13 protein-coding genes are annotated in these 12,686 nt (G+C 67.9%); 10 read left to right on the top strand and 3 right to left on the bottom strand.

From position 1 onward, the window contains the following. Together QZ994_RS15055 and alr are read right to left on the bottom strand one after the other, a co-directional pair. A partial coding sequence (locus QZ994_RS15055; protein WP_290873366.1) for an acyl-CoA thioesterase occupies positions 1-449 on the bottom strand: 449 nt, incomplete at its 3' end. 60 nt (positions 450-509) lie between these two features. Then, entirely contained in the window at positions 510-1,631 is a 1,122-nt protein-coding gene (gene alr, locus QZ994_RS15050; protein ID WP_290873363.1) for an alanine racemase, read from the bottom strand. Positions 1,632-1,881: 250 nt separating this feature from the next. On the opposite strand from alr, the gene lplT reads away from it, so the two are divergent. Beyond that, positions 1,882-3,162 (top strand): lysophospholipid transporter LplT, encoded by a 1,281-nt coding sequence (lplT, locus tag QZ994_RS15045; RefSeq protein ID WP_290873360.1) that lies wholly within the window; start codon positions 1,882-1,884, stop codon positions 3,160-3,162. 185 nt (positions 3,163-3,347) lie between these two features. Next, positions 3,348-3,701: a hypothetical protein gene (locus QZ994_RS15040; RefSeq protein WP_290873357.1), complete on the top strand. Its 354-nt coding sequence runs from the start codon at positions 3,348-3,350 to the stop codon at positions 3,699-3,701. 47 nt (positions 3,702-3,748) lie between these two features. Here QZ994_RS15040 and QZ994_RS15035 read toward each other — a convergent pair whose 3' ends face one another. Next, the gene (locus QZ994_RS15035; protein ID WP_290873354.1) at positions 3,749-5,326 is read right to left on the bottom strand and encodes a helicase HerA-like domain-containing protein; all 1,578 of its coding nucleotides are present in this window, start codon (positions 5,324-5,326) and stop codon (positions 3,749-3,751) included. Between the two features lie 184 nt (positions 5,327-5,510). On the opposite strand from QZ994_RS15035, the gene QZ994_RS15030 reads away from it, so the two are divergent. The 8 genes from QZ994_RS15030 to QZ994_RS14995 are packed head-to-tail and all read left to right on the top strand — an operon-like array spanning position 5,511 to position 12,666. Further along, entirely contained in the window at positions 5,511-6,233 is a 723-nt protein-coding gene (locus QZ994_RS15030) for a YebC/PmpR family DNA-binding transcriptional regulator (protein WP_290873351.1), read from the top strand. 14 nt (positions 6,234-6,247) lie between these two features. Continuing rightward, entirely contained in the window at positions 6,248-7,534 is a 1,287-nt protein-coding gene (gene purD, locus QZ994_RS15025; RefSeq protein ID WP_290873348.1) for a phosphoribosylamine--glycine ligase, read from the top strand. A 40-nt stretch (positions 7,535-7,574) separates the two neighbouring features. Further along, positions 7,575-8,492 carry an oxygen-dependent coproporphyrinogen oxidase gene (hemF, locus tag QZ994_RS15020; protein ID WP_290873345.1) on the top strand — a complete coding sequence of 306 codons (918 nt, stop codon included), beginning with the start codon at positions 7,575-7,577 and terminating at the stop codon, positions 8,490-8,492. A 4-nt stretch (positions 8,493-8,496) separates the two neighbouring features. Continuing rightward, the gene (nadD, locus tag QZ994_RS15015) at positions 8,497-9,153 is read left to right on the top strand and encodes a nicotinate-nucleotide adenylyltransferase (protein WP_290873342.1); all 657 of its coding nucleotides are present in this window, start codon (positions 8,497-8,499) and stop codon (positions 9,151-9,153) included. Further along, on the top strand, positions 9,154-9,972 hold the full coding sequence (rsfS, locus tag QZ994_RS15010; protein ID WP_290873339.1) for a ribosome silencing factor: 819 nt from the start codon (positions 9,154-9,156) through the stop codon (positions 9,970-9,972). A 30-nt stretch (positions 9,973-10,002) separates the two neighbouring features. Further along, the gene (gene rlmH / locus QZ994_RS15005; protein WP_290873336.1) at positions 10,003-10,470 is read left to right on the top strand and encodes a 23S rRNA (pseudouridine(1915)-N(3))-methyltransferase RlmH; all 468 of its coding nucleotides are present in this window, start codon (positions 10,003-10,005) and stop codon (positions 10,468-10,470) included. Next, positions 10,463-12,004 (top strand): hypothetical protein, encoded by a 1,542-nt coding sequence (locus QZ994_RS15000; RefSeq protein ID WP_290873333.1) that lies wholly within the window; start codon positions 10,463-10,465, stop codon positions 12,002-12,004. The genes rlmH and QZ994_RS15000 overlap by 8 nt, the downstream gene beginning before the upstream one ends. Positions 12,005-12,036: 32 nt before the next feature. Beyond that, complete coding sequence (locus tag QZ994_RS14995) at positions 12,037-12,666, top strand: nucleoside triphosphate pyrophosphatase (RefSeq protein ID WP_290873330.1); 630 nt, start codon at positions 12,037-12,039, stop codon at positions 12,664-12,666. The last annotated feature ends 20 nt before the right edge of the window (positions 12,667-12,686 follow it).

Genomic DNA, 12,686 nt, shown 5'->3' with positions numbered 1-12,686 from the left:
TCCTGGCGCAGCTGGCGGCGCAGCTTGGCGGCCTCGAAGCGGCGCAGCTCGTCGGTCGTGACCGGGGTCAGTGCCGGCACGGCCGTGGGCTTGGCCTGTTCGTCCACCGCCACCATGGTGAAGAAGCAGCTGTTGGCGTGGCGCACGACCTGGGTGCGGATGTTCTCGGCGATCACCTTCACGCCGATTTCCATCGAGGAGGTGCCGGTGTAGTTCACCGAGGCCAGGAAGGTGACCAGCTCACCCACGTGGATGGGTTGGCGGAAGGTCACCTGGTCGACCGAAAGCGTGACCACATAGCAGCCTGCGTAGCGGCTGGCGCAGGCGTAGGCCACCTGGTCCAGCAGCTTGAGGATGGCGCCGCCGTGCACATTGCCGGAGAAGTTGGCCATGTCGGGCGTCATGAGCAGGGTCATGCGCAACTGGTGTTTGGGGTCGGCGATGTCCATGGCGGAGAGGTCAAGAGCTGAGGGTGAGGGGCGGGGTGCAAAGGCCGTGCCCGGGTGGGGTCAGGCCGCTTGCGGGTCGAGTACTGTGACGGGCACCCGCTGGGCGAGGGCGCACATGAGTTCATAAGAGATGGTGCCGCAGGCGTGGGCCACCTCGTCGATGTCGAGCCGGGTGGGGGCGCCATCGCGCTGCGGGCCGTGACCCCAGAGCGTGACCTCGCTGCCCAGCTGGGCTTCGGGCGCGGCATCCAGGTCGACGATGAGCATGTCCATCGACACGCGCCCCACCAGGCGGCAGCGGGCGCCATCCACCAGCACCGGGGTGCCGTCTGGCGCGTGGCGCGGGTAGCCGTCGGCATAACCGCAGGCCACCACGCCGATGCGCATCGGTCCGGGGGCGGTGAAGCGGCTGCCGTAGCCCACGCAGTCGCCCGCCTGCAGGTGCTGGATGCCGATGAGGCGCGAGCGCAGCGTCATGCCCGGCTGCAGGCCCCAGTGGTCGGCATCGTGCTCGGGGTAGTCGGGCACGCCGCCGTAGAGCATCACGCCCGGGCGAACCCAGTCGCCTCGCACGGCCGGGTCCTGGGCATGGCGCAGTGTGGCCGCGCTGTTGCAGAGGCTGCGTTCGCCGCTGAGGTCGGCCGTGTGCTGGTGGAAGATGGCCACCTGCTCGGCGATACCTTTAGGGCTGTCGGCGTCCGAGAAGTGCGTGATCAGCGAGACCTCTTCCACCTGGGGCAGGGCGCTCAGGCGGGCCCAGGCATTGCGGAACGCGTGTGGACGGAAGCCCAGCCGGTTCATGCCGGTGTTCATCTTCAGGAACACGCGGTGCGGCCATTCCGTCTTGTGCTGGGCGATCCAGTCGACCTGCTGGTCGTTGTGCACCACGTGCCACAGGCCCAGCCGGGAGCACCATTCCAGATCGCGCTGCTCGAAGATGCCCTCCAGCAGCAGGATGGGCCCGCGCCAGTCGAGCTCGCGCAGGCGTTTGGCCTCTTCGATGTCGAGCAGGGCGAAGCCGTCGGTCGAGCGCAGGCCCTCGAAGGCGCGCACCAGGCCATGTCCGTAGGCATTGGCCTTCACCACCGACCAGACCTGGGCATCCGGTGCGCAGGTCCGCGCGATGCCGAGGTTGTGTTGCAGGGCGTCGAGGTGGATCAGGGCTTCGATGGGGCGTGGCATGGGGGCATTTTGCCAGCCGGGAAAGGGGGCGGTGCCGCATCCCTTGTTCGCGTGCCGGAGTCGATGCGCCGAGGGGACAGGCTCGGGGTGGCCAGTGGGGGCGTGCTATAACCTGCGGCCGTCGACATGGCTGGCCGCGAGGCGGTCGCCTCTGCCCGACGGAGTGCCCGCGCGTTGTGGCCGCCCTCGAACATGGCGTGCGTGGCTTGTGTCTTTGCTCCCTGGAACCGTTCCTCACCGACGCTCGCGCATGAAAAAAGGCTTTTTCACGATCATGGCGGCGCAGTTTTTCAGCTCGCTGGCCGACAACGCCTTGTTCGTCGCAGCGGTGGAATTGCTCAAGTCCAGTGGCGCAGCCGAATGGCAACGCGCGGCCCTGGTGCCGATGTTTGCCCTGTTTTACGTGGTGTTGGCGCCTTTTGTTGGCGCCTTTGCCGACGCCATGCCCAAGGGCAAGGTCATGTTCCTGTCCAACAGCATCAAGGTCGTCGGCTGCCTGATGATGCTGTTCGGCACCCACCCCCTGCTGGCCTACGCCGTGGTGGGCCTGGGCGCCGCGGCCTATTCGCCCGCCAAATACGGCATCCTCACCGAGTTGCTGCCCCCCTCTCAGCTGGTCAAGGCCAATGGCTGGATCGAGGGGCTGACCATCGCCTCCATCATCCTGGGCGTGGTCATGGGAGGCCAGCTCATGGGCCAGCACCTGGCGCCACACCTGTTGGCGCTCGACGTGCCGGGCATCGACACCGGCATCGACACCGCGCCCGAGGCCGCCATCGCCTCGCTGGTCATCCTTTACGTCATCGCGGCCCTGTTCAACCTGCGCATCCCGCGCACCGACACCCCGCTTCAGCCCTTCGGCGACAGCCCGGTTGAACTGGTGAAGGACTTCTTCTCCTGCAACCGCCGCCTCTGGAACGACAAGCTGGGGCAGATTTCCCTGGCCACGACCACGCTGTTCTGGGGCGTTTCGGGCAACCTGCGCTACATCGTGCTGGCCTGGGCTGCCGTGGCCCTGGGTTATGGCACCACCCAGGCCTCGTCCCTGGTGGGCGTGGTGGCCATCGGCACCGCGGTGGGCGCGGTGGTCGCCTCCATGAAGATGAAGCTGGACAAGGCCACGACCGTCATCCCGCTGGGCGTGGCCATGGGCGTGCTGGTGCTGGGCATGAACTTCCTGCGTGACATGGCCCTGGCCGTGCCCTTCTTCATCCTGCTGGGTGGCCTGGGCGGCTTCCTGGTGGTGCCCATGAACGCGCTGTTGCAGCACCGTGGTCACAACCTGATGGGGTCGGGGCGTTCGATCGCGGTGCAGAACTTCAACGAGCAGGCCTGCATCCTGCTGCTCGGCTTTGGCTACAGCGCCCTCACCAAGGGTGGCCTCTCGGCTTACGGCGCGATCACGGCCTTTGGCCTGTTCGTGGCCGGTGCCATGTACCTGATCGGCCGCTGGCACCAGCGCAACCTGGTGAACCACCCGACCGAGGTCAACCGTCTGCTGGAGATCGCCCGCTGCGACGGCGGGCACTGAGCGCGCCTGGCCGGCTGCTCGGGCCGTGCCCGCGGACACGCAGCGTTACAAACCCGTGTCATCGCCGACATGAGGGTGGCCGTTGAGGTCTCAGGCGTTCTGGCAGGCCGACACCACGTCGGCCCCGGTCGCCACGAGGAGACCCCATGGCCCACCTGCGCACTCACCCAACCCTTCGATGGACCTTGTTCACGCTGCTGACCGCGGCAGGCGCTGTGGCGCATGCGGGTGGTCTCGGTGGCGTCAGTGTGGCGGTGGCCATCGGGCCGCAGGCGGTCTGGGCCTCGCCCCAGGTGGTGATCCAGGCTCCCGCGCCGCGCCCGATTTACCAGGCGGCGCCGGTCTATGGGCCGGGTGTGGTGGTCTATGCGCCCGCCCCGGTCTACGCGCCTGCGCCGGCGTATGTGCAGCCGGTGGTGTACGCCCCGCCGCGCCCCTGGTGGGGCTGGGCGCATCACCGTCACGATGCATGGGAGGGGCGCCGCGACGATCGCCACGGTCACCAGGGTGACGAGCGGCGCTGGCATCACGAGCGCTGAATCCGCGCCCGGTCCCCGGGCGCAGACGTGGCGGCCAGCCGGCGGTGTCAGCGTCGGCGGCTGTTGCCGCCTCCCAGCAGCGAGCCCAGCACCCCGCGGATGATCTCTCGGCCCACCGTCGAGCCGATGGTGCGCGCGGCCGATTTGGCCACCGTCTCCAGGATGGAGTCCTTGCGCCCGCTGCCCTTGAGCAGTCCGCCGGCCACGTCACCCAGCCAGCCGCCCGCACCGCCCGTCACCGCGTCGGTGGCGGCATCGGCAGCGCCTCCCTTCATGGCGTCGGCCGCTTCGTCGCGCATCGAGCGGCCGCCTGCAGCCGGTGTGTTGCCAGCGCCTGGCGCGGAGGTGGAGGCGGCGCGGCCCTTGAGCTTCTCGTAGGCCGATTCCCGGTCCACCGTCTTTTCGTACACGCCCGCCACCAGCGAGCCGTCCAGCAAGGCCTTGCGCTGCTCGGGCGTGATCGGGCCGATCTGGCTGCCCGGTGGCAACACGAACACGCGCTCGGTCACGCCGGGGCGGCCTTTGTCGTCCAGCAGGCTGACCAGGGCCTCGCCCACGGCCAGTTCGGTGATGGCGGTCGCGATGTCCAGGCCCGGGTTGGCGCGCATGGTTTCGGCGGCGCTTTTCACGGCCTTCTGGTCGCGCGGGGTGAAGGCGCGCAAGGCGTGCTGGACGCGGTTGCCCAGTTGGCCCAGCACGGTTTCCGGCACGTCCAGCGGGTTCTGGGTCACGAAGTACACGCCCACGCCCTTGGAACGCACCAGGCGCACCACCAGCTCGATGCGCTCGGTCAGCGCGGCGGGGGCATCCTTGAACAGCAGGTGGGCCTCGTCGAAGAAGAAGACCAGCTTGGGCTTGTCCAGGTCGCCCACCTCGGGCAGGCTCTCGAACAGCTCTGAGAGCATCCAAAGCAGGAAGGTGGCGTACAGGCGCGGGGCGTTCATCAGCTTGTCGGCCGCCAGGATGTTGACCACGCCCTTGTCGTCGACCGTCTGCATGAAGTCGCCGATGTTGAGCATGGGCTCGCCAAAGAACTGGTCGCCGCCCTGTTCTTCGATCTGCAGCAGGCCGCGCTGAATGGCGCCCACGCTGGCGGGGCTGATGTTGCCGTATTCGGTCGTGAAGGTGCTGGCGTTTTCGCCCACGTGCTGCAGCATGGCGCGCAGGTCCTTGAGGTCGAGCAGCAGCAGGCCGTGGTCGTCGGCCACCTTGAACACGAGCTGCAGCACGCCTTGCTGGGTGTCGTTCAGGTTCAGCATGCGGCTCAGCAGCAGCGGGCCCATGTCGGACGCGGTGGCGCGCACCGGGTGACCCTGCTCCCCGAACACGTCCCACAGGGTGGTGGGGCAGGCCACGGGCTCGGGGGTGTCGAGGCCGCGTTCGGCCAGGATGGCGGCCAGCTTCGGCGACACGCTGCCGGTTTGCGAGATGCCGGTCAGGTCGCCCTTGATGTCGGCCATGAAGACCGGCACACCCAGGTTGGAGAGCGATTCGGCCAGTTTCTGCAGGGTGATGGTCTTGCCCGTGCCCGTGGCGCCGGTGATCAGGCCATGGCGGTTGGCCAGGGCCGGCAGCAGCCAGGATTCGGCTTTCTGGTGGCGGGCAAGCAGGATCGGATCGGCCATGACGGGGCTCCCTGAGAGAAAAATGTCGCCTTCCGGGGCCGGGAAGCGGGGGCTCGCCCGGCCGAAAGGTAAAATCGAAGTATCACCTAGCTCAACCACAGAGCAGGATCCATGCGCGCACCACCTTCGGGCGGGGCGCGCTGTGTCGTTCGCAACAGACAAATACATCCCGGAGCTCGTCACCATGGCCGGTCATTCCAAGTGGGCCAACATCCAGCATCGCAAAGGTCGCCAAGACGAAAAGCGCGGCCGGATCTGGACCCGCGTCACCCGTGAAATCATCGTTGCTGCCCGTGCGGGCGGGGCCGATGTCGCCATGAACCCGCGTCTGCGCCTGGCCATCGAGAAGGCCAAGGCCGTCAACATGCCGGCCGACAACATCAAGCGCAACGTCGACAAGGCCACCGGCAACCTCGATGGTGTGAACTACGAAGAAATCCGCTACGAGGGCTACGGCATCGGCGGTGCGGCCATCATCGTCGACACCATGACCGACAACCGCGTGCGCACCGTGGCCGAAGTGCGCCACGCCTTCAGCAAGCACGGTGGCAACCTCGGCACCGAGGGCTCGGTGGCTTTCCAGTTCAAGCACGTGGGCCAGTTCCTCTTCGCCCCGGGTGTGGACGAAGACAAGCTGATGGAAGTGGCCCTGGAAGCTGGCGCCGAAGACGTGCTGACGCATGACGATGGCTCCATCGAGGTGCTCAGCGCCGCGGCCGATTTCGAAGCCGTGAAAAACGCGCTCGAAGCCGCTGGCTTCACGGCCGAGCTGGCCGAGGCCACGATGCGCGCCGAGAACAACATCGAGCTGACGGGCGACGACGCCGCCCGCATGCAAAAACTGCTGGACGTGCTGGAAGACCTGGACGATGTCCAGGAGGTCTATCACAACGCCGAATTGAACTGAACCGAGCACACCCCATGAACATCCTCGTCATTGGTTCGGGCGGCCGCGAGCACGCCCTGGCCTGGAAACTGGCCCAGTCCCCCAAGGCCCAGAAGGTCTATGTGGCGCCTGGCAATGGCGGCACGGCGCGCGACCCGCGCCTGGTCAACGTCGCGATCACCGATGTCAAGGCCCTGGCCGACTTTGCCGAAGCCAACAAGATCGCCGTGACGGTGGTGGGCCCCGAGGCGCCTCTGGCGGCCGGTGTGGTCGATGAATTCCGAGCCCGAGGCCTGCGCATCTTTGGCCCCACCCAGAAGGCGGCGCAGCTGGAGAGCTCCAAGGCCTTCGCCAAGGACTTCATGAAGCGCCACGGCATCCCCACGGCCTTCTACGAGACCTTCACCGAGGCCACCGCGGCCCACGCCTACGTGGACAAGCACGGTGCGCCCATCGTGATCAAGGCCGATGGCCTGGCCGCCGGCAAGGGCGTGGTCGTGGCCATGTCGCTGCAGGAAGCGCACGAAGCCATCGACTGGATGTTGCTCGACAACAAGCTGGGCGTGCAGCACAACGCAGGTGGTGCGCGGGTGGTGATCGAAGAGTTCCTGCAGGGTGAAGAAGCCAGCTTCATCGTGCTGGCCGATGGCAAGAACGTGGCCGTGCTGGCCACCAGCCAGGACCACAAGCGCCTGCTCGATGGCGACCTCGGCCCCAACACCGGCGGCATGGGCGCCTACTCGCCGGCCCCGGTGGTCACGCCCAATGTGTACGCCAAGGCCATGCACGAGATCATCCAGCCGACGCTGGCCGGCATGGCCAAGGACGGCATCCCCTTCACCGGCTTCCTCTACGCCGGCCTGATGATCGACGCCAACGGCGCGCCCAAGACGCTGGAATTCAACTGCCGCATGGGTGACCCGGAAACGCAGCCCATCATGATGCGTTTGAAGAGCGACCTGGTCGACGTCTTCCTGCACGCCACCGATGGCACGCTCGACCAGGTCGAGCTGCAGTGGGACCGCCGTGTGGCGCTGGGCGTGGTCATGGCCGCAGGCGGCTACCCGCTCGACCCTAAGAAGGGCGACGCCATCACCGGCCTGCCGGCCGAAGCCGATGACGCGATGGTCTTCCACGCCGGCACCGTGCTCGACGAGCAGGGCGTGGTGCGCACCAGCGGCGGCCGTGTCCTGTGCGTGACGGCCCTGGGCGATTCGGTCAAGCTGGCGCAACAGCGCGCCTACGACCACATGCACGGCATCCAGTTCGATGGCATGCAGGCTCGCCGCGACATCGGCTGGCGCGCCATCAAGGCCCGCTGAGCAGACCGGCCGCCGCACCGCATCGCCCCAGGATCACCGCATGAGCCAGTTGCACACCGACGCCGTCCGCACCTACCTGCTCGACCTGCAGGACCGCATCATCTCGGCTTTCGAAGCCGAAGATGGCAAGCCTTTCGTCAAGGACGCCTGGGTGCGCGGCCCGCAGGAGCGTCTGCAAGGCGACGGTTGCTCTCGCCTGGTCGAAGAGGGGCATGTGCTGGAGCGCGGGGGGTGCAATTTCTCGCATGTGAAGGGGCCGAGCCTGCCGCCTTCGGCCACGCAGCATCGACCCGAACTGGCGGGTTGCCCTTTCGAAGCCATGGGCGTGTCGCTGGTGTTCCACCCACGTAACCCCTACGCACCCACGGTGCACATGAACGTGCGCATGCTGGCCGCCCACAAGCCCGATGGCACGGTGGTGGCCTGGTTCGGTGGCGGCATGGACCTGACCCCGTACTACGGCTTTGAAGAGGACGCACGCCACTTCCACCAGGTTTGCAAGGACGCGCTGGCACCTTTTGGCGACGACAAGCACCCTCGCTTCAAGCAGTGGTGCGACGAGTACTTCTTCCTCAAGCACCGCAACGAGGCCCGTGGCGTGGGCGGCATCTTCTTTGACGACTTCTCCGAGCTCGGCATCGACGGCGGTTTCGCCATGATCCGCTCGGTGGGCGATGCCTTCACCCAGGCCTACCTGCCCATCCTGCAGCGCCGCCGCGACACCCCCTACGGCGAGACCGAGCGCGACTTCCAGGCCTACCGCCGTGGCCGCTATGTCGAGTTCAACCTGGTCTGGGACCGCGGCACGCTGTTCGGGCTGCAGTCCGGTGGCCGCACCGAAAGCATCCTGATGTCGATGCCGCCGATCGTGAAGTGGCGCTACGACTGGCATCCGGAACCCGGCAGCGCCGAGGCCCGGCTCTACACCGATTTCCTGCCCCCGCGGGACTGGGTCTGACCGTTTGAGCGCTGCGCCCGTTTCCCGAGCCACCCCACGCCGCATTGGCCTGATGGGTGGCAGCTTCGACCCTGTGCACAACGCCCACGTGGCGCTGGCCGAGGCCGCGCTGCAGCACCTCCAGCTCGACGAGGTGCGCTGGATCCCGGTCGGCCAGGCCTGGCAGAAGGCGAGGGCGTTGGCGCCGGCGGTGCACCGCATCGCCATGGTTGAAGCGGCGGTGGCCCATGAGCCGCGCTTCGTGGTCGATGCCATCGAGGTGAACCGCGCCGGTCCTTCCTACACGCTGGACACGGTCCGAACCCTGCAGGAGGTCGAGGCGGATGCCGCGGGCGCCCTGACCGAATGGGTGCTCGTCATCGGCCAGGACCAGTATGCCAACCTGCCCAGCTGGCACGGCTGGGCCGAGTTGCTGCAGCGCGTCACGCTGGCCGTTGCCTGCCGTGGCGACCAGGCCATCGCACCGCCGCAGGCCTTGCTGAACCACCCCCACACCGTCGTGAGGCTGCCCATGCCGCCCATGGCCGTGTCGTCCACAGACATCCGCGCCCGGCTTGGCCGAGGCGAGGAGCCTGCTTCCCTGGCGCCTTCGCTGGTATCTCCCGGCGTGGCGCGCTATATTGCCCACCATCAACTCTACGCCCCTGGCGCCCCCCGCTGAATGGACATCCGTAAACTGCAACGCGCCATCGTCGATGGCCTGGAAGATGTCAAAGCCCAAGACATCGTCGTCTTCAACACCGAGCACCTCTCGGCCCTGTTCGAGCGCGTGATCATCGCCTCGGGGACGTCGAACCGCCAGACCAAGGCCCTGGCTTCCAGCGTCCGCGAGGCGGTCAAGGCGGCAGGCTTCCCGGTGCCCCGCACCGAAGGCCAGGACAACGGCGAATGGATCATCGTGGACTGCGGCGCCGCCGTGCTGCATGTGATGCAGCCGGCCATCCGCCAGTACTACCAGCTCGAAGAGATCTGGGGCGACAAGCCGGTGGCGATCAAGCTCAAGGCCGCCAAGGCGGGTCTGGTCAAGGCCGAAGAAGCCGATGACGACGAGCCCGTGAAGCCGAAGAAGGCGGCAGGCAAGACCACCGCGGCGAAGAAGGCTGCGACCACCGCCCCGACCAAGAAGGTTGCAGCCAAGAAGGCCGCCAAGACCGTGAAGGCCGAGCCTGTGGAAGCCAAGGCGCCTGCCCGCAAGGCCGCTGCGAAAAAGGTCGCGGCCAAAAAGGTGGCAGCCAAGAAGGCCGTTGCGGTGAAGACCGTGGCCGTCAAGAAAGTGGCCGCCAAGAAGGTGGCAGCCAAGAAGGCCGCACCGATCCAGAAGATCGTGGTCAACGCCCCGGCTCGCAAGCCTGCGGCGAAGAAGGTGGCGGCCAAGAAGGCTGCACCGGCCAAGCCTGTGGTGCGCAAGGTCGCTGGCAAGAAGGTGGCTGCCACCAAGGTCGCGGCCAAGAAGGCCCCTGCCCGCAAGACGGCACGTTGATCGGCCGCGGCTGGAAGAGGGCGTGAGGCCATGAAGTTCACGGTGGTCACCATCGGCCACCGCCTGCCGGACTGGGCGAACGAAGCGTGCGAGGATTACCTCAAGCGTTTCCCGCCAGACTGGAAGGTGGAGGTCAAGGCCCTCAAGGCCGAGCCGCGCGAAGGCAAGCCCGTGGCCGTCATCATGCAGGCCGAAGCGGCGCGCATGGAGGCGGCCATCGAGCGCGGTACGCGCCGCGTCATCCTTGATGAACGGGGTACGCGCCTGACCAGCGTGCAACTGGCCGAGCGCACCGAGGCCTGGCAGCACGATGGCCGCGACGTGGTCTTCATCATCGGCGGTGCCGATGGCATCGACCCGGCGTTCAAGAAGACGGCAGACGAGGCCATCCGCCTGTCCGACATGACCCTGCCGCATGCGCTGGCCCGGGTCTTCCTGCTGGAACAGGTCTACCGGGCCTGGTCGTTGCTGCACAACCATCCTTATCACCGTGCCTGATCTTCTGGGGCGCTCGCCCTTGTTGCGAGCCTGGGGCGTGATCGCCCTGTGGGTGCTGGCTTATGCCGTGCTCAAGGTTGTCCAGCCCGATGGCATGGACATCGACAGCGCCGAGCAGGTCTACTTTGCGCAGTCGTGGCAGATGGGTTATGGCCTGCGTCAGCCGCCGCTCTACACCTGGCTGCTGCTGGCACTCAAGCCTGCGGGTGCCAGCTGGGAGCTGACGCTGGAATGCGCACGCTACCTGGTCTTGTTGACCTGGCTGGGGGGTGTGCAGGGCCTGGCGCGCGCACTGGGTGCGAACCCGGCCACGCAGGCCCGTGTGCTGCTGGCCCACCTGGGGCTGATGCTGGCCATGTGGCGGGTGCATGACAGCCTGACGCACACGGTGCTGGCCGGCGCCATCACCCTGTGGGGCAGCGTGGCCGTGGCCAAGGCCCTGGCGGCGCCGCGCTGGTGGCCTGCTGTCGGGCTGCTGGCGGCCGCGGCCTGTCTGGCCAAACTCAATGCGGTGCTCTGGTGTGGCAGCAGTTTGCTGGCCGCACTGGGGGTGCTGGCCTGGCAAGGCCGTTCGCGTGGCCTGGGCGTGTGGCCTCTCTGGCGAGCCCACCTTGGCGGCCTGCTGCTGGCGCTGGGCCTGTGCCTGCTGTGCCTTGCTCCCTACGCGCAGTGGTGGTGGGTGCAACGCGATGGGCCCTTGTCGCTGGCCCACCAGATCGTGGTCAGCGATGGCCATGTGGCCTGGTGGCGGCCGGGTGTGGATGTCGTGCTGGGCAGCGTGGAATACCTGCTTCTGGTGCCCCTGTGGCTGGGCCTGCTGGCCTGGTTCAAGGGGCGCAGGGCTGCGGCCTCGCCGGCGCCGAGCCTGGCCATGCGCTGGGTGGGCTGGCAGGTGCTGTGTGGCCTGGTGCTGCTGGTGGTGCTGGTGTCGGCGATGAAGGGCTCGCATTTCACGCCACGCTGGCTGTGGCCGGTGGTGCCGGGTTTCACCGTCTGGCTGTGCGTCTGGGCGCTGGGGCGTGCGGCCGTCTTGCCCGCGGTCTGGGCCCGTCGCTTTGACATGCTGATCTGGGGCGGCGTGGCCTTGGCGCTGATGCTGGCCCTGGTGCGCTGGTGGGAGCCCACCCGCACAGCCCAGCATTGCCGCAACTGCTGGACCGATCGGCCTTCCGAAGCCATGTCGGTGGCGCTGCACGCGCGCTTTGGCGCCGGGCCCTTGCGCCTGGTCACGGGGGACGATCACCTTGCCGGCATCCTGGCCGACGCCCGGCCGCAAGACCGGACCTGGACCGCCGTTTCGCCCGACCTGCCACCGCCCTTGGGCTTCGCCGCGGCCCAGGCCCCCTGCGTGGCCGTCTGGCTCGACATGGACCAGCCCCAGGCCGCGCCCGCCGAGCTCCAGGCCATGCTGGCCCTGGGGCCTGTGGGTGAGGTCTGGCGCCAGCAATGGCCTCTGGCCCGTGCCCCCCAGCGCACCCAGTGGTTGCAGGCGGTCATGATGCGCGACGAGGTCTGCGCCCGCGCGCCGCGCTAGCATCCAGGCTGGCCCGCTTTCTTCTGCACACCATGTCCCTTGATCTCGCTGCGTCCGCTGGCGCCTGGCTTTACCTGGCATCGCAAAGTCCGCGTCGGCGCCAGCTGCTGGACCAGCTGGGTGTGCGGCACGAACTGCTCTTGCCCGACCCCGATGAGGACGCCGAGGCCCTGGAGGCCGAGCGCCCGGGCGAGGCCCCGGAGGACTACGTCCAGCGCGTGACCCTGGCGAAATGGGAGGCTGCCTGCCAGCGTCGCCTGCGCCGGGCTGCGGAAGGCCCGGGCTGGCCCGAGGCGCCCATCCTGTGTGCCGACACCACCGTGGCCCTGGGAGACGCCATCCTGGGCAAGCCGGCCGACGCCGCCGATGCCGCCCGCATCCTGGGCTGTCTCTCAGGACGCGCCCACCGTGTGCTCACGGCCGTGGTCGTGGGGGGCGTGGTTCGCCTCAGCACCTCCCATGTGCAGTGGCGCCGTCTGGACACAGCGGAAATCGACCGCTACGTTGCCAGCGGTGAGCCCTTTGGCAAGGCGGGCGCTTACGCCATCCAGGGCCGCTCCGGGGCCTGGACCGAGCGCATCGAAGGCAGCTACAGCGGCATCATGGGCTTGCCCTTGTATGAAACGGCCGAGCTCCTGCGCCCCTTGGGCTGGCGCTTCTGAAGGGTCACCCCATCCCACCA

It is taken from the genome of Aquabacterium sp. (assembly GCF_021768455.1).
GTDB lineage: Bacteria > Pseudomonadota > Gammaproteobacteria > Burkholderiales > Burkholderiaceae_C > Aquabacterium.
Note: the sequence above shows the minus strand (reverse complement) of the source record. Positions and strands in the feature narration are given on the sequence as shown.

Excerpts from the sequence above, each read along its gene's own strand:
- purD (WP_290873348.1), top strand. The coding sequence starts at position 6,248 with ATGAACATCCTCGTCATTGGTTCGGGCGGCCGCGAGCACGCCCTGGCC.
- alr (WP_290873363.1), bottom strand. The coding sequence starts at position 1,631 with ATGCCACGCCCCATCGAAGCCCTGATCCACCTCGACGCCCTGCAACAC.
- rlmH (WP_290873336.1), top strand. The coding sequence starts at position 10,003 with ATGAAGTTCACGGTGGTCACCATCGGCCACCGCCTGCCGGACTGGGCG.
- hemF (WP_290873345.1), top strand. The coding sequence starts at position 7,575 with ATGAGCCAGTTGCACACCGACGCCGTCCGCACCTACCTGCTCGACCTG.
- lplT (WP_290873360.1), top strand. The coding sequence starts at position 1,882 with ATGAAAAAAGGCTTTTTCACGATCATGGCGGCGCAGTTTTTCAGCTCG.
- QZ994_RS15030 (WP_290873351.1), top strand. The coding sequence starts at position 5,511 with ATGGCCGGTCATTCCAAGTGGGCCAACATCCAGCATCGCAAAGGTCGC.
- rsfS (WP_290873339.1), top strand. The coding sequence starts at position 9,154 with ATGGACATCCGTAAACTGCAACGCGCCATCGTCGATGGCCTGGAAGAT.
- QZ994_RS14995 (WP_290873330.1), top strand. The coding sequence starts at position 12,037 with ATGTCCCTTGATCTCGCTGCGTCCGCTGGCGCCTGGCTTTACCTGGCA.
- QZ994_RS15035 (WP_290873354.1), bottom strand. The coding sequence starts at position 5,326 with ATGGCCGATCCGATCCTGCTTGCCCGCCACCAGAAAGCCGAATCCTGG.